At 68.7% G+C, this 18,542-nt stretch carries 18 protein-coding genes; 14 read left to right on the forward strand and 4 right to left on the reverse strand.

Annotation, left to right across the window (positions count from 1 at the left end):
* The first annotated feature begins 87 nt into the window (after positions 1 to 87).
* The 4 genes from STH_RS03155 to gabT all read left to right on the forward strand — a co-directional run bounded on the left by STH_RS03155 (position 88) and on the right by gabT (position 3,803).
* The gene (locus STH_RS03155; protein ID WP_043713206.1) at positions 88 to 669 is read left to right on the forward strand and encodes an HD domain-containing protein; all 582 of its coding nucleotides are present in this window, start codon (positions 88 to 90) and stop codon (positions 667 to 669) included.
* A gap of 71 nt (positions 670 to 740) precedes the next feature.
* Entirely contained in the window at positions 741 to 1,085 is a 345-nt protein-coding gene (locus STH_RS03160; protein WP_011194747.1) for a DUF2512 family protein, read from the forward strand.
* Positions 1,086 to 1,180: 95 nt separating this feature from the next.
* Positions 1,181 to 2,284 (forward strand): DUF3825 domain-containing protein, encoded by a 1,104-nt coding sequence (locus tag STH_RS03165; RefSeq protein ID WP_011194748.1) that lies wholly within the window; start codon positions 1,181 to 1,183, stop codon positions 2,282 to 2,284.
* Between the two features lie 145 nt (positions 2,285 to 2,429).
* Complete coding sequence (gene gabT, locus STH_RS03170) at positions 2,430 to 3,803, forward strand: 4-aminobutyrate--2-oxoglutarate transaminase (RefSeq protein ID WP_011194749.1); 1,374 nt, start codon at positions 2,430 to 2,432, stop codon at positions 3,801 to 3,803.
* Positions 3,804 to 4,194: 391 nt separating this feature from the next.
* On the opposite strand, the gene STH_RS03180 is transcribed toward gabT, so the two are convergent.
* Positions 4,195 to 4,422, reverse strand: a complete 228-nt coding sequence (locus STH_RS03180) for a phosphopantetheine-binding protein (protein ID WP_043713209.1) — start codon at positions 4,420 to 4,422, stop codon at positions 4,195 to 4,197.
* 185 nt (positions 4,423 to 4,607) lie between these two features.
* Here STH_RS03180 and STH_RS03185 point away from each other — a divergent pair, with 185 nt between their 5' ends.
* From STH_RS03185 to STH_RS03195, 3 genes are all read left to right on the forward strand, one after another.
* Positions 4,608 to 6,281 (forward strand): long-chain-fatty-acid--CoA ligase, encoded by a 1,674-nt coding sequence (locus tag STH_RS03185; protein WP_043713213.1) that lies wholly within the window; start codon positions 4,608 to 4,610, stop codon positions 6,279 to 6,281.
* A gap of 81 nt (positions 6,282 to 6,362) precedes the next feature.
* Positions 6,363 to 6,683: an SCP2 sterol-binding domain-containing protein gene (locus tag STH_RS03190; protein WP_011194753.1), complete on the forward strand. Its 321-nt coding sequence runs from the start codon at positions 6,363 to 6,365 to the stop codon at positions 6,681 to 6,683.
* A gap of 195 nt (positions 6,684 to 6,878) precedes the next feature.
* The gene (locus tag STH_RS03195) at positions 6,879 to 7,688 is read left to right on the forward strand and encodes a PrsW family glutamic-type intramembrane protease (RefSeq protein WP_011194754.1); all 810 of its coding nucleotides are present in this window, start codon (positions 6,879 to 6,881) and stop codon (positions 7,686 to 7,688) included.
* Here STH_RS03195 and STH_RS03200 read toward each other — a convergent pair.
* The gene (locus STH_RS03200) at positions 7,651 to 7,983 is read right to left on the reverse strand and encodes a hypothetical protein (protein WP_011194755.1); all 333 of its coding nucleotides are present in this window, start codon (positions 7,981 to 7,983) and stop codon (positions 7,651 to 7,653) included. The genes STH_RS03195 and STH_RS03200 overlap by 38 nt on opposite strands.
* A gap of 244 nt (positions 7,984 to 8,227) precedes the next feature.
* Here STH_RS03200 and STH_RS03205 point away from each other — a divergent pair, with 244 nt between their 5' ends.
* From STH_RS03205 to yfkAB, 7 genes are all read left to right on the forward strand, one after another.
* Positions 8,228 to 10,315 (forward strand): heterodisulfide reductase-related iron-sulfur binding cluster, encoded by a 2,088-nt coding sequence (locus STH_RS03205; protein WP_011194756.1) that lies wholly within the window; start codon positions 8,228 to 8,230, stop codon positions 10,313 to 10,315.
* Positions 10,316 to 10,373: 58 nt separating this feature from the next.
* Positions 10,374 to 11,351 carry an MBL fold metallo-hydrolase gene (locus tag STH_RS16835; RefSeq protein ID WP_050742082.1) on the forward strand — a complete coding sequence of 326 codons (978 nt, stop codon included), beginning with the start codon at positions 10,374 to 10,376 and terminating at the stop codon, positions 11,349 to 11,351.
* A gap of 42 nt (positions 11,352 to 11,393) precedes the next feature.
* The gene (locus tag STH_RS03215) at positions 11,394 to 12,158 is read left to right on the forward strand and encodes a threonine/serine exporter family protein (RefSeq protein ID WP_011194758.1); all 765 of its coding nucleotides are present in this window, start codon (positions 11,394 to 11,396) and stop codon (positions 12,156 to 12,158) included.
* The gene (locus tag STH_RS16840) at positions 12,155 to 12,568 is read left to right on the forward strand and encodes a threonine/serine exporter family protein (protein WP_011194759.1); all 414 of its coding nucleotides are present in this window, start codon (positions 12,155 to 12,157) and stop codon (positions 12,566 to 12,568) included. Before STH_RS03215 ends, STH_RS16840 begins: the two co-directional genes overlap by 4 nt.
* Positions 12,569 to 13,708: 1,140 nt before the next feature.
* Positions 13,709 to 14,074, forward strand: a complete 366-nt coding sequence (locus STH_RS03225; RefSeq protein ID WP_011194760.1) for an arsenate reductase family protein — start codon at positions 13,709 to 13,711, stop codon at positions 14,072 to 14,074.
* A gap of 13 nt (positions 14,075 to 14,087) precedes the next feature.
* Positions 14,088 to 14,729, forward strand: a complete 642-nt coding sequence (locus STH_RS03230; RefSeq protein WP_050742083.1) for a glycerol-3-phosphate responsive antiterminator — start codon at positions 14,088 to 14,090, stop codon at positions 14,727 to 14,729.
* 123 nt (positions 14,730 to 14,852) lie between these two features.
* On the forward strand, positions 14,853 to 15,962 hold the full coding sequence (yfkAB, locus tag STH_RS03235) for a radical SAM/CxCxxxxC motif protein YfkAB (protein WP_011194762.1): 1,110 nt from the start codon (positions 14,853 to 14,855) through the stop codon (positions 15,960 to 15,962).
* A 97-nt stretch (positions 15,963 to 16,059) separates the two neighbouring features.
* Here yfkAB and STH_RS03240 read toward each other — a convergent pair whose 3' ends face one another.
* Together STH_RS03240 and STH_RS16845 are read right to left on the reverse strand one after the other, a co-directional pair.
* Positions 16,060 to 16,503, reverse strand: coding sequence for an NUDIX domain-containing protein (locus STH_RS03240; RefSeq protein ID WP_011194763.1), 444 nt, complete (start codon positions 16,501 to 16,503; stop codon positions 16,060 to 16,062).
* An 89-nt stretch (positions 16,504 to 16,592) separates the two neighbouring features.
* Complete coding sequence (locus tag STH_RS16845) at positions 16,593 to 18,458, reverse strand: methyl-accepting chemotaxis protein (protein ID WP_050742084.1); 1,866 nt, start codon at positions 18,456 to 18,458, stop codon at positions 16,593 to 16,595.
* Positions 18,459 to 18,542: the final 84 nt, after the last annotated feature.

Raw genomic sequence — 18,542 nt, forward strand, 5'->3', positions numbered from 1 at the left:
CACCAGTCTACCATGCCGCTGCAGGATTTGGCGGCAATGTGGTTAACATGATTTTAACCATTCTTGCGAGAGGAGGCGGGATCGACCGTGACCCGGGAGGAAGCCTGGCAACTGGTCAACGAGTACGTGAAGAGCCCGCGGCTGATCAACCACCTGCTGGCCGTGGAGGCCTGCATGCGCTACTTCGCCCGCCTGTACGGCGAGGACGAGGAGACCTGGGGCCTGATCGGGCTGCTGCACGACTTCGACTACGAGCGCTGGCCCACGATCCCCGACCACCCGCTGCAGGGCGAGCGCATTCTGGCGGAGCTCGGGGTGCCGGAGGATATCCGCTACACGATCTGCTCCCACGCGGACGCGCTGGCCGACCGCTACCCGCGCCGGTCGCTGCGGGACAAGGTGCTCTACGCGGTGGACGAACTGTCCGGCCTGGTGGTGGCCACGGCGCTGGTGCGCCCGACCAAGTCCATCCACGACGTGGACGTGCAGGCCGTCCGCAAGAAGATGAAGGACAAGCGGTTCGCGGCGGGGGTCAGCCGGGAGGATATCCTGCGCGGCGTGCAGGACCTGGGGGTCGACCTGGACGAGCACATCGGGCACGTCATCCGTGCCCTGCAGTCGGCGGCCGACGCGCTGGGGCTGGTCGGAACGGCCGCGAGCGACGACTGAGCGGCGTCATGCCGTTTCTGCCGGGGCGTATCCTTCTTCGTGAAGGCCGATCGCGGAGGAGGAGAGGACCCGTGCGACACGTGAACACGCTCTGCCTCAAGCTGGCCGCGTACATCCTGATCTTCGCGCTGGCCCTGCCCGCGGCCGGGCACCGGGCCTTTCCCCAGTCGCTGATGATGGCGGCGGTGCACACGCTCGTGCTTTGGCTGGGCGACCTGATCGTGCTCCCGCGGTACGGTCGCACCACGGCCCTGGCGGGCGACGCCGCGGCGCTGGTCCTGGGATCGCTGCTGATGCTCCGGGCCATGGGCGCAGCCCTGCGGTTCGGCGGGCTGCTGGCCGCCGTGGGCATGGCGGTGCTTTTTGAAGCCTGGTTTCATTACCACTTGACGGAAAACCGGCTATTAGAAGGATGAACATTGCCGAACTCGACAGGGATTCGACAAGGTATGCTGAAAATGCAAGACTGTGACTTGCCAGCGTCGGGGTAACCAGAAAGGATGTATGGCAATTGCGGCTCGAGGAGTTCACGTACCTACCGCTGGATGTGAAAGAGAAGGCGCTGCGGTACCTGGCCAACATGATGGGCGAGCCCGAGCGGCCGCTGGACCAGCTGACGGCGGATCTGGAGCGGGCGCTGGATCGCGCCGTCAGGGGCGGGCTGTTCTCCTACCTGCGGGAGGAGCAGCCCGTGGAGGACCGCGCCCGGGCGGACGCCGTCCTCTTCCCGACCGGCCACACCACGCCCACCGGCGAGGAGATCCTGGCCAAGTGCATCCTCAACAAGAACCCCAACCGGCAGCCCTGGTTCGGCCTGTTCTTTCAGGCGGCCCGGCGGGAGGGGTTCGTCATCGGGGACCTGTACTTCCGCACCTGGAACGAGGGGGCCCGATTCCTGGAGGAGCTCGCGTCCATGGCCATCCCGGAGCGGTGGAACTACAGCCAGTACCAGTCGAAGCAGCAGCATCCCATCCTGAAGTCGTACGTGGAAAAGACCTACGAGCGGCTGAAGCAGCAGGGGCGCGTCCTGCGGAACGAAAGCAAGCTGCTCTTCAACACCGGACTGCTGAATGTGTACTTCAAAGAAATCTACGTGCTCGGCGAGGCGGATCCGGAGTACCCGCAGCGGGTGATCAACGCCCGCCCGGTGCTGGAGAACGACCGCGCGGTGCTGGAGCTCTTCCTGAATCAGAAGCCGCCGATGGCCACCTACTTCGACAGGATCACGGATGTGATCTTCGACCCCGACCTGGAGATCAACACCGACGACATCCACATCATCGACGACAACTTCGACCGCATCCCGCCCAAGTACCGGAACCGCAAGAAGAGCGAAATCTTCGCCCTGTTCCAGGCGGCCATCGAGTTTGCGCGCATCATGGCCCGGCGCAACTACAAGCTCGTGGTGCCGCAGTATTACATGGGGCAGATTCAGTTCCTGATGCCCATCTATCTCTCCGGCGAGTTCAGCGGCCCACCGGACTTTGCCCTGGTGCTGCAGAAGATGGGCGATGTCTACCGGGGCAACACCATCCTCACACTGGACATGGCCTACCAGAACGCACGCCTCATCGCCAAGCCCGACACCACCTGGCTCAGCCCGGATAAGTTCTAACAGACCCAGCAGGCAGCCCCTCCGGCGGCGGAGGGGCTTTCGCGTACCCCGCCCGGCCGGTGAGAGCAGGAACCGCTGGGGGTGGGAGCTAATATACATCTTTGCATAGAATAGGAGCCGGATCCGCCTGAAAGGAGGTATATCCATGACCCAGACGACGCGCTACGTACGGCTGGTAACCGAAGTCCCCGGCCCGCGCTCCCGGGAGCTGATGGCCCGCAAGGAGCGCGTCGTGGCGAACGCCCTCTCCATTCACGTGCCGGTGGCGATCCAGGAAGCGCGCGGCGCGCTGGTCACGGACGTGGACGGCAACGTGTTCATTGACCTCGCCGGGGGCATGGGCTGCATGAACGTGGGCCATTCGCACCCCCGGGTGGTCGAGGCCATTCAGCGGAGTGCGGCGCAGTTTACCCACACCGACTTCTCGGTGATCATGTACGAGTCGTACATCCGGCTGGCGGAGCGGCTGGCCGCGCTGGCGCCGGGCGACTTCCCCAAGAAGGCCTGCTTCTTCAACTCCGGCGCCGAGGCGGTGGAGAACGCGATCAAGATCGCCCGCAAGTATACGGGCCGAAGGGCCATCATCGCGCTGGAGGGCGCCTTCCACGGCCGCACCAACCTGGCCATGGCCCTCACCTCCAAGGTGAAGCCGTACAAGGAAGGGTTCGGTCCGTTCGCCCCGGAGATTTACCGGGTTCCGACGCCGTACACCTACCGGCGGCCCGCGGGCATGAGCGAGGCGGAGTACGTGAGGTTCTGCGCCGACGCCCTGGAGAGGGCCCTGATCACTCACGTGTCACCGGACGAGGTCGCCGCGATCATCCTGGAGCCGGTGCAGGGCGAGGGTGGCTTCATCCCGCTCCACCCCGATTACCTGGCCCGGGTGAGCCAGTTGGCCCGGAAGCACGGCTTCCTGATCATCGCCGATGAGATCCAGTCCGGCTTCGGCCGCACGGGCACCTTCTTCGCCAGCGAGCAGCTGGGCCTGGTGCCGGACCTGATCTGCGTGGGCAAGTCGCTGGCCGCGGGCATGCCGCTCTCGGGCGTGATCGGCCGGGCCGAGGTCATGGACGCCCCGGAGGACTCCACCATCGGCGGCACCTACGTGGGCAACCCCGTCGCGTGTGACGCGGCCCACGCGGTGCTGGACATCATGGAGGAGGAGGGGCTCGTCAGCCGGGCCCGGGCGATCGGCGACCTGATGCGGCGCCGGTTCCAGGAGCTGGCGGTGCAGCTGGAGAGCATTCCCGGTTCCCGCCTGCAGATCGGCGAGATCCGCGGGCTGGGTGCCATGTTGGGCGTGGAGCTGGTGACCGACCGGGCCACCCGGGCGCCGGCCACGGCGGAGGCCGCTGAGGTGGTGAAGCGGGCCTGGCAGCGGGGGGTCGTGGTCGTGAAGTGCGGCATCTACGGCAACACCCTGCGCATGCTGCTCCCGCTGGTGATCACCGACGATCAGCTGAACGAGGCGCTGGACATCATCGGGCAGATCTGCACCGAGATCGCCCGGGGCGAGTAAGGCGCGCAGGGCAGACGCAGGCGGCCCCACTGCCACGGGGGGCCGCCTGCGTTGGTATCGAGATGCATCGTCAACGGCCGACAGCCGCTTCGTTGAGCCGTTGCTGCACGAGGTTCCGCAGTTCCGCGGAGAGGCGGACGTGGACTTCTGAGCCGCTGATCCGGACCGTGTCATCCTCGCCTTCGAACCCAACGACCTCCAGCAGGATCGTCTCCGAGGCGTCGCGACCGCATCCGCCCTGAACAGCCGGAAGGGGGCAAGAAGGTTCTGCCTCCACCGTCCCGTTCCCTCCCCGCAGGCAGGCGGAAGGCGAAGACAGCAAGAGAAGCCATCGAGGCCCCGAGGCGTACCCGTCCTCGTCTCGATGGCTTCTTGCGCGTGTTCGCCCGGCTCACTCCTCGACACGGGCGACCAGCGAACAGAGCTCGCCGACGGTCTCCACGTCGACCAGGAGCTCTTCCGACAGCTCCACGCCGAACTCGGCCTCCAGCGCCTCGACCAGCTCCTCCATGCTGGTCTCGTACTCCTCCGTGAGGGCGGTCAGGGTGGTGGCCGGGCCAATGGTACGGTCTCCCACCCGTTCCCGGATGAGCTTCAGCGCTTCGTTTCGCACATCCATGGGTCGCAGTGCCACCTCCGGGGCCATATTCTGCCCGGGCCGCCTCCGGTTATGCGCTCTGCAAGGGAAAGAAAGAACAAAACAATCCGCCGTATTATACCTGGAGGGTAAATCGGAATCATGTTACAATAAGACAAATCCGACCAGGTCTGATGGGAATCTCGGATCAAGGGGGGGCATTTCGCGTGGAGCGTCCGTATCTCAAGGCCTATCCGCAGGGGGTACGCTGGGAGCTGGAGTTCCCGGAGGTTCCCTTCTACCAGGCGCTCTTCGAGCAGGCAGCGAAGCACCCGGAGCGGACAGCACTCATCTTTATGGGTAAGCGGGTGAGCTACGGCGAACTCGTGGATCTGATCGACCGGTTCGGCGCAGCGCTGCAGCGGAGGTACGGCATCCAAAAAGGGGACCGCGTGGGCATCATCCTTCCCAACAGCCCGCAGAACGTCATCGCCACGGTGGCCTGCCAGCGGATCGGCGCGATCCCGGTCCAGTTCAACCCGCTCTACGTGGCCCGGGAGATTGCCTACCAGGTGAAGGACTCGGGCTGCCGCATCATGATCACGCTGGACCTGTTCTGGCAGAAGGTGCGCGAGGCCGGCGGGGTGGAGGCGTACATCTGGACCGGGGCGCAGGACTACCTGAACTTCCCGCTCAACATCCTCTACCGGCTGAAGGCCAAGCCCCCGCGCATCCCGCCCTCGGAGGCGACCCACTTCATGGAACTCCTCCGCGAGAGCCCGCAGGGAATTCAGATCGCCCCCGTGAACCCCAGGGAGGACGTGGCGGTGCTGCTCTACACCGGCGGCACCACCGGCGTCTCCAAGGGCGTCATGCTCACCCACTTCAACCTGACGTCCAACGTGACCCAGATCCGCGAGTGGCTGCAGATCGGCGACGAGCATCACACCACGCTCGCCGTCCTGCCCATGTTCCACTCCTACGGCTTCACGGCCGCGGTGGGCATGGGGCTGTCGTGCGGCTTCACCCTGATTCTGGTGCCGCGCTTTGATCCCGGCGACCTGCTGAAGACCATCGCCAAGTACCGGCCGTCGGTGTTCCCGGGCGTGCCGACGATGTACATCGGGCTGCTCAACCATCCTGACATCCACAAGTACGACCTGCGCTCGATCAAACTGTGCGTCACCGGCGCCGCGGCGATGCCGGTGGACCTGCTCCGCCGCTTCGAACAGGTCACCGGCGCGACCATCATGGAGGGCTACGGCCTCACGGAGACCTCGCCGGTGACCCACGCCAACCCGCGCTTCGGCAAACGGATCCCGGGCAGCGTCGGCCTGCCCTACCCGGGCACCGACGTGCGGATCGTGGATCTGGAGACCGGCGAGGACCTGCCGCCCGGCGGCGAGGGCGAGATCCTGATCAGGGGCCCGCAGGTCATGAAGGGCTACTGGAACCGGCCGGAGGAGACCGCGGAGGTCCTGAAGGACGGATGGCTCTACACGGGCGACATCGGCCGGATGGACGACGAGGGCTACCTCTACATCGTGGACCGCAAGAAGGACATGATCATTGCAGGCGGGTTCAACATCTATCCGCGGGAGATCGACGAGGTGCTCTACCAGCACCCCGCGGTTCTGGAGGCCTGCGCGGTGGGCGTGCCCGATGCGTACCGGGGCGAGACGGTGAAGGCCTTCGTGGTGCTCAAACCCGGCGCGCAGGCCACCGAGCAGGAGATCCTCGAGTTCTGCCGGGAGCGGCTGGCCGCCTACAAGCGGCCGCGCTCGGTGGAGTTCCTGCCTGAGCTGCCCAAGTCCACGGTCGGCAAGGTGCTGCGCCGGGTTCTGGCCGAGCAGGAGCGCAGCAAGATGGAGCAGAAGCAGAAGGCCGCGGTGGCCGATTAGCAGGAGATTCGGACGACGGCCGCCGAAGTGAAGCACCGGGCACGTATGCGACACCTGACGAAGGAAGGGGAGACCAGAGCGATGACGATCGCAGAGCTGCTGGAGAAGCTGAAGGCGCAGATCGCCGCGAATCCGGCCAAGATCGCCAACCTGAAGGCGACCTATCAGTTCGAGCTGACCGGGGAGGGCGGCGGCACCTACCACGCCGTCTTCGACAACGGCCAGTACAAGATCGGCGAGGGACCCGTGGAGAACCCGGGTTGCACCATCACCATGGCCACCTCTGACTTCTTCGCCCTGATGGAGCGCAAGCTGAACCCGATGGCGGCTTTCATGTCCGGCAAGCTGAAGATCCGCGGCGACATGGGCCAGGCGATGAAGCTCCACCAACTGTTCAGTTAAAGCCCCGCGCGGAGGCACCCAGCGAACGCAGCGCCCCCGGCCCGCAGGTCGGGGGCGCTGCCCGTGGCCGGGCCCTGCGGGACAGGCAGGGATCCCGGCATTTGTTCACGTATACACAAGGGATAACCCCTGAAAGGGGGGCTCGCTCTGCTTCACCTGTTCGCCCTGCTGATCGCGCTGGCCCCGGCGGCGGCCATGCTCTGGTACATCCGCCACCTGGACAAGTACGAGCCGGAGCCCTGGACCCACATCGCCGCCGCGTTCGTGGCCGGCGTGCTGGTCACGGTGCCTGTCTACGCCGTCGAGGTCCTGCTGGACCAGGTGGTTTCCTTCTCCGGCTTCATGGAGACGGTGTACGTCTCGTTCATCGTCGCGGCGGTCACGGAGGAGACCGGCAAGGGCATCGCCGCTTGGGCCGCGAGCTGGCGCAGGCCCGAGTTCAACGAGGTCATGGACGGCATCGTGTACTTCGGCGTTACCCACATGGGCTTCGCCGTGGCCGAGAACCTCGTCTACGTGTTCCTCGGCGGCGACATCCACACCGGCATCCTGACCGCGCTGGTTCGCACCACCACCGCCGTGCCCATGCACGTGATCGTCGGCATGATCATGGGCTACCACATGGGCGTCGTGCGGTTCGCCACGACCCGGCGGGAGAAGGTGCTGCACATCCTGGAGGGGTGGGTTCTGCCCGTCCTGTTGCACGGCTTCTACAACCTGGGGAGCCTCAATCAGGACATGGCCCTGGAGACCCTGACCGACCTCATCCGCTACGGTTTCGGCACGGCCCTGCTCTACGCCGCGGTGGTGGCCCTGTGGATGGCGCTCCTCCCCCGGGTGCGGCGCGCCCAGCAGGCCTCGCCGTTCCGGCCGATCGCGGCTTACCCCCTCGTCGCGGCCGAGATGCCTTGCCCCGGCTGCGGCGCGGTCTATCCCCAGGGGGCGCGCTACTGCCCCAACTGCGGCGTCAGGCTCGAGCGAGGCGGCGCTCCTGCTCCCAGATGATCGATCCGGCGAGCAGCAGGGCTGCCGGCACCACCAGGTACCAGGCCCGGTCGGGGACCACGGACCGGTACAGCACGACCCAGCCGAAGACGTGGCAGACCAGCCGCCAGGGCACCGCCCAGTGCACGGTGGCGACGTTGAGCAGCCACGTGAGCCCGACCAGGCCGATGAGCGCGAGTCCGTTCACCCCCGTGGCGACGACCGTCAGTGCCAGAGCGAAGGCCATCAGGGCCAGGAACCCGGTCCAGCCCGCGGCGGTGGCCGGGTAGCCGGCCCGGTACAGCCGCTCCCGCATGGAATCACCCCCGAGACAGGCTATGACGCCGTCCGGACGGCCATGTTATCCGCCCCGTGCAGGGGCGGGTTTTTGCGTCTTCAGGGGGTCACGGCGGAGAGGGGATGAAAACCTACGAAAGAATAGGATGAGCATAGAGGATATTTTGCCGAGAGGGACGAATAATGCGAGACAGACTGAATGGCTATTCATTCACGAGGCGTGGGGGAGAAGAGGCAAGGTTGGCCGATAAGGGGGAGGCAGCATGATCCTGGCAACCAGGACCGTCTACTGGAACATCGAGCACGAGTACATCCTCTACCTCATCTTCATCGCCGCCGTGGCGGTGTTCGCTTACGGCCTGTGGCAGCGCGTCCGGACGTGGTTCGTCGGCATGCCGGAGGTCCGCTGGGACCTGGTCCGGGACCGGCTGCGACAGGCGTGGCGCCACGCGGCGCTGCAGCGGCGGCTCTCCCAGAACCGGGTCGCCGGCGTCTTCCACCTCTGGCTGTCGTGGGGCTTCTTCATTCTCTTCCTCGGCACCGTGGTGGTCATGATCCACGAGGACCTGCGGATCCGGATCATGCAGGGGCCGTTCTACCTCTGGTTCCAGTCGCTGGTCCTGGATATCGCCGGCCTGCTGGCCCTGGTGGGCGCCGTCATCGCCTGGGTGCGGCGGGGGGTGTTCAAGCCCCGGGCCCTGTCCAAGGTCGCGGAGACGAAGGCGCCGCTGGACGACTGGGTCTACCTGCTGCACATCGTGCTGATCCTGTGGACCGGCTTCTGGGTGGAGGGCATCCGACTCGTGGCCACCGACGACCCCTGGGCGGCCTGGTCGCCCGTCGGACTGGCGCACGGCCGGCTGCTGGCGAGCTTCATGTCGCTGGAGGCGATGCTCGTCCTGCACCGGATCCTCTGGTGGTTCCACATGGTCATCTCCTTCGGGTTCATCGCCCTCATGCCCTACACCAAGATGATCCACATCCTCACCGGTCCCGCCAACATCTTCCTCTCCGACCTGCGGCCGGCCGGCATCATGGCCGCCACCGACCTTGAGGCGGAGAACCCGGTGCTGGGGGCGGCCACGCTCTGGGACTTCCGCTGGAAGGACCTGGCCGACCTGGACGCCTGCACCGAGTGCGGCCGTTGCCAGGAGAACTGTCCGGCTTTCCTCACCGGCAAGCCGCTCAACCCCAAGAAGCTGATCCTCGACCTGCAGCGCCACCTCCACGAACAGGGGCCACTGCTGGCCCTGGCGGCGATGAAGGGCGAGCGCCCCGCGGAACAGCCCTTCGAGTCGCAGTTGGTGGGGTCCGTGGTGCAGCCGGACGAGATCTGGGCGTGCACCACCTGCCGCGCCTGCATGGAGGTCTGTCCGGTCTTCATCGAGCACGTGCCCAAGATCGTCGAGATGCGCCGCCACCAGGTGATGCTCCAGGGCGAGTTCCCGGCCGAGCTGAACCAGACGTTCAAGAACCTGGAGCGGCAGGGCAACCCGTGGGGCATGGGCGCCCACACCCGCACGGCGTGGACCGAGGGGCTGAACGTGCCGCTCCTGGCCGACAAGCCCGACGCCGAGTACCTCTTCTGGCCCGGCTGCGCCGGCGCGTTTGACCAGCGGGGGCAGAAGATCGTGCGGGCCATCGTGCAGCTCCTGGACCAGGCCGGTGTCTCGTACGCCATCCTCGGCCCCGAGGAGAAGTGCACGGGCGACGCCGCCCGCCGGGCCGGCAACGAGCTGCTCTTCCAGCAGCTGGCCATGGAGAACATCGCCACCTTGCAGGGCTACGGCGTGAAGAAGATCATCACCCACTGCCCGCACTGCTTCCACACCTTCGACAAGGACTACCGGGCCATGGGGCTGGACGTCGAGGTCGTCCACCACACGCAGCTGCTCGCCCGGCTGGTGAAGGAGGGGCGGCTGAAGCCAGTGAAGGAGGTGGCGGCGACCGTCACCTACCACGACTCCTGCTACCTCGGCCGCTACGGCGGCGAGTACGGGGCGCCCCGGGAGCTGCTCACGGCCCTGCCCGGGGTGGAGCTCAGGGAGATGGAGCGGCACGGCCCGACCGCGATGTGCTGCGGCGCCGGCGGCGCGCAGATGTGGATGGAGGAGCACCACGGGACCCGCATCAACCTGGAGCGCACCCGCCAGGCGCTGGCCACCGGCGCGACCACCATCGCCACCAACTGTCCGTTCTGCATGACCATGCTTTCCGACGGCGTCGCGGCCCAGGAGAACAGCGACCAGCTCAGGGTGCTTGACCTGGCGGAGCTCCTCCTGGAGGCCGTGGGTACCGGTGGGGGGCCGGAGGCCGCGGCGACCGTTGCACCGTCGGGGGAAAAGGAGTAAAGTCACAGTGTGGAGGCGCCGTGTAGGGCACGGCGCCTCACCTTTGGGGAGGGTGTGCATGCCGATGCTGCCGATCCATCAGATCACCCTGCCGCTGCCCGGGGGCCCGGGTGCGGTGCACGTCTATGCGGTCCGCTCCGATCCGGTCACATTGATTGATACGGGGGTCAACACCCCCGATGCCCGCGCCGCCCTGGTCGACGGCCTGAAGCGGCTGGGGCTCCGGGTGCGGGACGTCCGGCGGGTGCTGCTCACCCATGCCCACGTGGACCACATCGGCCTCGCCGGCTGGGTGCAGGAAGAGTCCGGGGCGGAGGTCCACCTCCACCCGGAGGAGGCCGGGAAGGCCGAGGTTGCCCCTTGGTGGCAGGAGGCGCGCGACCGCATTCTGGCGGAGGCGGGCGTCGACCCGGAAGGGTTTGCCCTGATCGAGCGGTTCTGGCGTCTCAACCGCCAGTTGATCCTGCCCCTGCAGTCGTGGCGGCAGCTGGCCGACGGCCAGGTGTTTGCGTTCGACGGCGGCCGGCTGGAGGCCGTTCACCTGCCCGGCCACGCCCTGGGGCACACGGGCTTCCTCGACCGGGAAGGCCGGCGGCTGGTGGGCGGCGACCACCTGCTGGACGGCATCACGCCCAACCCCATCCTGGAGCCGGTCCCGCCCGGCCATCCGGACGCGGTGCCGCATGCTCCCAACCGGGCCCTGACGCTGGGCCAGTTCCTGCGGTCGCTGGACCGCGCGGCCGGGCTGGACGTGGATGAGGTGCTGCCGGGGCACGGCCCGGTCATCACGGATCATCGCGCCGTGGGCGAGCGGTACCGCGCGGCCCACGGCCGCCGGCTGGACAGCCTGCTGCAGCGGCTGCAGGAGGGGCGCAGCCCCTGGGAACTGACCCGGGAGGTCTACCCCCAGGTGAAGGGGTTCGATCACTTCCTCGCGCTGTCCGAGGTGCTGGCGCACCTGGACCTGCTGGTGGTGCAGGGGCGCGCCCTGTACACCCGCAAGGCCGGGTACGGCCGGTACCGGGCCGCGATCTAGGGCCGCCTGTGCCGGCCCATGTCGACATCGAGGTGAGAGACGTTGGGTTCGGGATCCGCGACTGCCGCTTTGCAGGTGGCCGCAGCCGCCGGGGTCGTCCTGCTCCAGTCCGGGGCCGACGTGGCCCGGGTGGAGGACACCGTCTCCCGGATCCTCCGGGCGTACGGGGTGGGCGAGCCCGAGATCTACGCGACACCGACGGGCATCTTCATCAGCGTGGCCGACCAGGAGGCCACCGTGGTGCGGCGGGTGCGGAGCCGGACCATCGCCCTGGACCGGGTCAGCGCCGTGAACGCGCTGTCGCGGTCGCTCACGGCCGACCCGAAGGACCCGGCCGAGGCGCTGCGCCTGATTCGGGCGATCGGCGAGCAGCCGCCGCCCTTCCCCCGCTGGCTGGACGTCCCGGCCAGCGGCCTTGCCGCGGCGGCCTGCACGATGCTGGTGGGTGGCTCCCTGGCCGGGGTGCTGCCCGCCTTCCTCGCCAACCTGGTGGTGCAGGCCGGTGAGCGCATCTGTAGGTGGCTGGGGCTGCCCGATGCGGTCGCCGATCTGATCAGCGGGGCCAACGCCGTCTTCTGCGCGACCCTGCTTCACCGCTGGCTGGGCGTGCCGGTGGGCCCGGTGGTGGCCGGCGGGATCATGATCCTGGTGCCCGGCATCGCCTTCACCAACGCCCTGCGGGACGCGATCGCCGGCGATCTGGTGAGCGCCACGGCCCGGGGGCTGGAGGCCTTCGTCAAGGTCACCGCCCTCGCAGCCGGGGTGGGCGCCGCGCTGTATCTGGTCGGGGGAGGTGGGGTGCTGTGATCACCTATCCCTTCGCCTTCCTGACCTCGGCGGCCATCGCCGTCTCGTTCCGCTCGCCCCGCGGGGCCATCCTCTGGACCGGCCTCTGCGGCCTGGTGGGCTGGGCGGGCTTCGACCTGGCCCTGCGGGCCGGCGCCCCGGCCCCGGCCGCGGTGCTGCTCGGCGCGGTAACCCTGGGCACAGCCTCGGAGGTGCTGGCCCGCCGGCTGCACCAGCCGGCGATCCTCTTCGTCATCCCCGGCCTGTTCCCGCTGGTCCCCGGTATCATCGCCTACCGGGGAATGCTGCTGCTGTCGCAGAGCCGGCTGGCGGAGGGGGCCTGGCAGCTGGCGCGGGCGCTGGCCATCGCGGGCATTCTGGCCGCCGGGCTGGCGATCCCGCCGGTGTTGTTCCGGCGGTGGAGGCGGTGAGCGCGTCGGCGCCGCTCTGCAGTGCGCTCCGCTGCGCCCGCGCCGTCCGCCTGCGGAGCTTGAACGAAGCGGCCTGAGACGCAGACCGAAGTCGAGGCCCGGGTTCTGGGTGCTGACCGCGTTCGGGGTCTGCGCGCAGAATCTGAACCCATCTCCCGGGGGGAAGTACAGGTTTTGCGTGTCGACCCCCGTCCGGTGCGGAGTCTCCGCGCAGAACCTGAGGCGGTGTCCGGAGTTGCGGTTCAGGTTTTGCGCGTCTACCCCCGGGCGAAGCCGAGTTCCCGCGCAAAACCTGAAGCGGTGCCCCGAGGCGCGGTTCAGGTTCTGCGCGTCGACCCCCGGGCGAAGCCGAGTTCCCGCGCAAAATCTGAAGCGGTGCCCCGAGGCGCGGTTCAGGTTCTGCGCGTCGACCCCGCCTGATGCCGAGTTCCCGCGCAAAATCTGAAGCGGTGCCCCGAGGCGCGGCTCAGGTTTTGCGCGTCGACCCCGCCTGATGCCGAGTTCCCGCGCAAGATCTGAAGCGGTGCCCCGACGCGCGGTTCAGGTTTTGCGCGTCGACCCCCGGGCGAAGCCGAGTTCCCGCGCAAAATCTGAAGCGGTGCCCCGAGCCGCGGTTCAGGTTCTGCGCGTCTACCCCCGGGCGAAGCCGAGTTCCCGCGCAAAATCTGAAGCGGTGCCCCGAGGCGCGGCTCAGGTTTTGCGCGTCGACCCCCGGGCGAAGCCGAGTTCCCGCGCAAAATCTGAAGCGGTGCCCCGAGGCGTGGTTCAGATTTTGCGCGTCGACCCCGTCGGGTGCCGAGTTCCCGCGCAAAACCTGAAGCGGTGTCCCGAGGCGCGGCTCAGGTTCTGCGCGTCGGTCCGCGCCTCGTGCGGAACTCCCGCGCAGAACCTGAAGCGGTCTCCGGAGTTGCGGTTCAGGTTCTGCGCGTCGACCACCACCGGGCTATCCCCCTCGCCGTGAAACCGGGGCCTGTGGCCAGGATTGGGCCTCAGCGCCCATTGCCGCGGCCTGCCCTTCTCTCGGGACGTGGCGAAGGCCAGGACGCCGGCGGCGCATCACCGGTCGGGCAGCGGTGGGAGGGGAGGGGCAGGAGGCCACCCGGTCCGGGTGGAAAGAATAAGTCCTCAGAGGTGAGTGCCATGAAGCCTGAGGTGACCTTTTTCACCTACCCCACGTGTACTTCGTGCAAGAAGGCCAAGCAGTTGCTTGACGAGAAGCCCGTAGAGGTGCACGAGCGCCGCTTCTTCAAGGAGAAGCCCACGCCCGAGGAGGTGCGCTGGCTGGCCGCCCGGCTCCCCGGGGGCGTGCGGGACCTCCTCTCGACCCGCAGCCGGCGCTACAAAGAGCTGGGGCTCGCGGAGCGGGAGCTGACCGACGACGAGCTGGTAGAGCTGCTGGCCGCCGAGCCGGGGCTCTGGCGGCGGCCGGTGGTCGTGCGCGGCGACCAGGTGGTGGTGGGCTACGACCCCGCCAGCCTGGAGGAGCTTCTGCGCGTGGGGGAATGACGACGAAAGCGAGATGATGGCCGTGGCGGAGCGGCGGCGCAGCGAGGGCGCGCAACGGCTCGCCGAGGCGCTGAGGGAGCACCCGGTGATCGCGTCGGTGCGGGACGAGCAGCGGCTGGACGAGGCCCTGCGGTCGCGCTGTCGCACCGTATTCCTGCTGTCCACCAGCCTGGGGCGGCTGGCGGAGGTGGGCGAGGCGGTGGCCGGGGCGGGCAAGCTGCTGTTCATCCACCTGGATTTCGTGGGCGGGCTCGGCCGGGACGAAGAGGCCGTCGAGTACCTCGCCCGGGTGGCGCGGCCGGTCGGACTGATCACCACCCGCACCAACCTCATCCAGACCGCCAGGCGGCTGGGGCTGACGCCGCTGCAGCGGCTTTTTCTGCTGGACTCCCAGTCGCTGGCGACCGGCATCGAGGCGGCCCGCTCCAGCCGGGCCGAGGTGGTGGAGGTGCTGCCCGGCATCATCCCCCGGGCGGTGCAGGCCATCCGCAGCCAGCTGCCCGGCGCCCTGATCATCGCCGGCGGGCTGGTGCGCACCCCCAGGGAGGTGGGCCGGGCCCTGCAGGCCGGCGCATCCGGCGTTTCCACCAGCAGCGCGGACTTGTGGAACATGGAGCCCGCGGCGTTTGCCGTCGCCCTGGAGCAGGGGTCGTGAGCGCCCGGCCAGGCGCGCCCCGTGGCCCGGAGCCTCGGGAATGGGATCAGCCGAAACCGAATACGCCTGAGGCGGACCCCCTCGGGTCCGCCAGCTATTGTGCAAACGGGAGGTCGTGTATTCGTGGGGGAGTGGGGATTCATCGCCGATCCCTGGGAGCCGCGGCGCGGCATGGAGGACGGCCGCTTCCGGCTCACCAGCGTGGAGATCACCGTGACCAACTGGTGCAACCTGCGCTGCCGCCACTGCGCGGTGGGCGAGTCGCTCATGGACCGGGACCCCGAGCGGCTGCCGCTGGACCTGATCCTGCGGCGGCTGGACGAGGTGGAGGGGCTGACGACGCTGAGCCTCACCGGGGGCGAACTGAGCGGGTCGACCGAGGTGCTCCGCCGCTGGGTGGCGCCGCTCCTGCAGTACGCCAAGCGGCGCGGGCTGCAGACGCAGGTGAACACGAACCTGACCTTTGACCTGGGGCGGTATGAGGAGATCGCCCCGTGGGTGGACGTCTTCCACATTACCTGGAACTACCGGGACGAGGCGCACTTCCACCGGATCGTGTGGGGGCACGGCAGCCGGGAGGTCTCACCGGAGGCGTCCAGGCGGCTCTTCCGGCGCATTATCGACAACGCCCGCGCCCTGGCCGCGCAGGGGCGCTTCGTCTCCGCGGAGACGATGATCAACGCCGAGACCGCCGACCATCTGGGGGCGATGAACCGGTTCCTGGCGGAGATCGGCTGCCGCAGGCACGAGGTCCACCCCATGTACGCGGTGGACTGGGCGTCCGACCTGCCGGTCCTGCCGCTGCCCGCCTTCCGGGAGGCCATCCGGCGGTTCCTCGCCGAGCGGGATCCGAACCTGTGGGTGCTCTTCGGCACCTTCCCCTTCCTGCCTTGCAGCCCGTTGCCGGAGGACCAGGACCTGCTCCGGGCGGTGGCCGCGGCGCCCAACGTGTCGGTGCGCAACTGCCCCGACGGCCGGAACCGGGTGAACGTGGACCTGTTCACGGGGGCCGTCCGGGTGACGGACTTCGGCGGGATGGAGCCGCTGGGCAACGTCCGGACCGAACGGCTGGAGGACGCGTTCCGCCGCTGGCACGCGCACCCGCGGTTCCAGCGGCTCAACTGCCACTGCCCCGAGGTCGGATGCACCGGGCCCGACCTGCTGGTGGCCGAGATGTACTACCCGGAGGTGGACTTCCGCACCCGGCGGGCGGTCCTGCCCACGGGGGCGTGATAGGTACCGGCAAAGCGGAGGCCGGGGGTTCGCACAGAACCCCCGGCCTCCTGCGCGCCGTCGACCCGGCGCGGTCTTCGGTTGGCCCTCCCCGCCGTCACCGGATGCGGTTCCGGGAGGGGTCGGGGAAGGCGTGATACTTCACCGTGCCGCCGTTGAGCCAGTGGCGCAGCGGCTCCAGCCAGGGGCGCCACCGGATGTACTGTTCCACCTCGGAGGTGGGCACCCACTTGACCCCGGAGATCTCCCCGGGGGCGGGCGAGAGGGAGCCCCCGATCAGCCTGGCCCCGAAAAAGAACTGGACGAGGTGTTCCTTCGCCTCCGCGTTCCGGAACTCGGTGATGAATGCGAGGTCGCCGATCTCCACCTCGAGCCCCGTTTCCTCCCGCACCTCCCGTGCCGCGGTCTCTGCCAGCAGTTCGCCGGGCTCCCAGTGGCCCTTGGGCAGCCCCCAGTGCCCGCGCCGGTTCCTTACCAGGAGGATGGCCCCTTCGTGCAGGACGAGGCCTCCGGCGGAGAGGTGCCTTCGCAAGTGCTGCATGGCCTACCGCTCCTATCCCTCGGGCCGTATGTGCCCATGATACTACCCCGCCGCGGCGGGGGCAAGCCGGCGCGGCTGGCGGCGCCCGCCTACTGCGGCGTGCGGAACCGGGCGACCTGCTCCCGCATCTGCTGGGCCACGTGCTGCACCCGTTCCGCGGCAGTGGACACCTCCGCCCCCGCATCCGCCATGGCGGTGGCCGCACGGGAGGCTGCGGCCGCCGCATCGGCGTTCTCCCGGGCGACCTCTGTCACCTGCTCCAGCGAGGCGCAGACCTGCGCGGCCTGGGCGGCCATCTCCTCCGCCGCCGCGGAATTCTCCTCCGCCACGGTGACGATGTTGGTGAAGAGCTCGTCCATCGACTGGAGCCGCTGCCGGGCGCTCTCGGCGACCCGGGCGATGTTCTCCACGCTGCGGGTCGTCTGCTCAGCCGCCTGCTGCAGCCGCTCCAGCGCCTGGCCGGCCTCCAGAGCCTGCCGGACGCCGGTCTCCACCTCGGCCAGGCCCGCTTCCATGGTCGCCGCGACCTCGGCGGTGAGGGACTGCACTGTCTGAATGAGCTGGGCGATCTCCGCGGCGGACCGGGACGCGCCCTCGGCCAGCCGGCGCACCTCGCCGGCCACCACGGCGAAGCCGCGGCCGTGCTCGCCTGCCCTCGCCGCCTCGATGGCTGCGTTCAGGGCCAGCAGGTTCGTTTGCTCAGCGATGTCGGAGATGGCGGTGTTGATGGCATCGATCTCCTCCGAGAGCGACGCCAGGCGGCGGACCTGCTCTGCAGTGCGTTCGGCGGCGTCCTTTACCCGGGTCATGCCGGCCGTCGACGCCTTCACCGCCCGCGCCCCTTCCGCGGCGCTGCGGGCGCCTTCCAGGACGGTCTCCGCCTCCGCAGATGCGGTCCGGGCCATCTCGGTGGTCTCCCGGGTGACGGCGTGCAGGACCGAGACCGCCTGGTGGATCGCACCGGTGGTCTGCTCCGCCCCGGCCGACACCTGCCGGATCGCCTCCTGCAGCTGCTCCATGGTCTTCTGCACCTCGGCGGTGGCCTCGGCCTGCCGGCTGCCGCCCGCGGCCACCTGCCCGATGCTGCCGGCCACCTCGTCCGCGGACCGGGTGGCCTGGGCCGCCACGGCGCCCAGGGAGGCCGAGGCGTCGCCCAGCGTGGCGGCGGACGCCGTCAGCTCCCCGATCAGGGTCCGGAGGGAGCCGAGCATCGTGTTCACCGCCCGGGTCAGGTCCGCCACCTCGTCGCTGCTCTGCACGGGCAGCTCGTCGACGGCCAGGTTGCCCCCCGCCACCTGCAGGGCGACCTCGGAGAGCTGGCGGATCGGCCTGGCCAGCGAGCGGGCAAGCGGGATCCCGATGGCAACCGACAGCACGACGCCCAGCGCGGCGATGGCCGCGCCGATCAGCCGGGCGGAGGCGGCCTGCCGCTGGGCCTCACGGGTCGCCTGTTCGGCCAGGACCTGCAGCCGCAGGGTCACCTTGCCGCTGAGGTCCACGATCTGTTCGGTGACCGGGATGACGTCATTCTTCAGGACGGCCGACGCCTGGGAAATCCAGCCCTCGTCCCGCAGGGCCATCATCTGCTGCAGCGCCTGGACGTACTGCCCGGCGAGGGCCTCGGCGTCTTCCAGGTGCTGCAGCACCACGGGGTCATCTGTGTGCGCGCGGATCTGTGCGATGTAAGCGGAGAAGTCATCGGCCGCGGTTTCGAACCCCTCCCGGTGCGCAGCGGAGGGGTCGAGCACGTACCCCCGCGCCGACGCGCTCATGCGGTGAACCGCGGCGTTCAGGGCCGTGGCCGCCTGGTGCGCGGGCTGGTAGTCCAGCACCACCTCGCCGTAGACCGCTTCCACCCGGTTGAGGGAAGCGAAGATGGCACCGGCTGCAACGCCGACGGTGATGGTGCCGATCAGGGAGAGGCCGATCAGTTTGGTGATGAGTGGCATGCGCATCCGCTTCGCCCCGTCTTTCTGATGATATTTTCATATTTTAATCGTAGGTCCAGGGGGCATCGGTGTCAACCACAGATGCTAAGC

Origin of the sequence: Symbiobacterium thermophilum IAM 14863, from assembly GCF_000009905.1 — a bacterium.
GTDB classification, from domain to species: domain Bacteria; phylum Bacillota; class Sulfobacillia; order Symbiobacteriales; family Symbiobacteriaceae; genus Symbiobacterium; species Symbiobacterium thermophilum.

What these genes read in the sequence shown, in the direction of transcription:
- gabT (WP_011194749.1), top strand. Translation starts at nt 2,430, where the DNA reads ATGACCCAGACGACGCGCTACGTACGGCTGGTAACCGAAGTCCCCGGC.
- STH_RS03180 (WP_043713209.1), bottom strand. Translation starts at nt 4,422, where the DNA reads ATGGATGTGCGAAACGAAGCGCTGAAGCTCATCCGGGAACGGGTGGGA.
- STH_RS03190 (WP_011194753.1), top strand. Translation starts at nt 6,363, where the DNA reads ATGACGATCGCAGAGCTGCTGGAGAAGCTGAAGGCGCAGATCGCCGCG.
- STH_RS03195 (WP_011194754.1), top strand. Translation starts at nt 6,879, where the DNA reads ATGCTCTGGTACATCCGCCACCTGGACAAGTACGAGCCGGAGCCCTGG.
- STH_RS03200 (WP_011194755.1), bottom strand. Translation starts at nt 7,983, where the DNA reads ATGCGGGAGCGGCTGTACCGGGCCGGCTACCCGGCCACCGCCGCGGGC.
- STH_RS03205 (WP_011194756.1), top strand. Translation starts at nt 8,228, where the DNA reads ATGATCCTGGCAACCAGGACCGTCTACTGGAACATCGAGCACGAGTAC.
- STH_RS16835 (WP_050742082.1), top strand. Translation starts at nt 10,374, where the DNA reads ATGCCGATGCTGCCGATCCATCAGATCACCCTGCCGCTGCCCGGGGGC.
- STH_RS03225 (WP_011194760.1), top strand. Translation starts at nt 13,709, where the DNA reads ATGAAGCCTGAGGTGACCTTTTTCACCTACCCCACGTGTACTTCGTGC.
- STH_RS03230 (WP_050742083.1), top strand. Translation starts at nt 14,088, where the DNA reads ATGATGGCCGTGGCGGAGCGGCGGCGCAGCGAGGGCGCGCAACGGCTC.
- STH_RS03240 (WP_011194763.1), bottom strand. Translation starts at nt 16,503, where the DNA reads ATGCAGCACTTGCGAAGGCACCTCTCCGCCGGAGGCCTCGTCCTGCAC.
- STH_RS16845 (WP_050742084.1), bottom strand. Translation starts at nt 18,458, where the DNA reads ATGCGCATGCCACTCATCACCAAACTGATCGGCCTCTCCCTGATCGGC.